Origin of the sequence: Luteitalea sp. (assembly GCA_009377605.1) — a bacterium.
Taxonomy (GTDB): domain Bacteria; phylum Acidobacteriota; class Vicinamibacteria; order Vicinamibacterales; family Vicinamibacteraceae; genus WHTT01.
The window spans coordinates 301-620 of sequence record WHTT01000295.1; the positions used below are offsets into that span (position 1 = coordinate 301).

Here is a 320-nt window from a genome sequence, read left to right on the forward strand (position 1 = left end):
CGTACCCCTTACGCAGATACGTCGTCGACGCGCGGTAGACATCCTGCGCGCGGACGGCCACTGGCAGCGTGAGGTCCATGCCGCTATCGAGGACGACGAGCGCCGTCATGACCTTGGTGATGCTGGCGATGGACCGCTGATCCTGTGCGTTCGACTCCCACAGAATTTCGTTCGTCTGCGGGTTGTAGATGATGGCGGCCGCGGCGCGCACGTCCGGGACCTGGTTGCCGGCGTCGTCGAGCATGAAGCGCGGCGTCTGCGCCTCGCGCATCTCGCGCTCGCGGGCGACTGCGCGGGCCCGCGCCACGCGCGCGCGGCGT

At 69.1% G+C, this 320-nt stretch carries 1 pseudogene (running past one end of the window); it reads right to left on the reverse strand.

From position 1 onward, the window contains the following. Positions 1-320: pseudogene (locus tag GEV06_29000) on the reverse strand (hypothetical protein) (it extends 300 nt beyond the left edge of the window).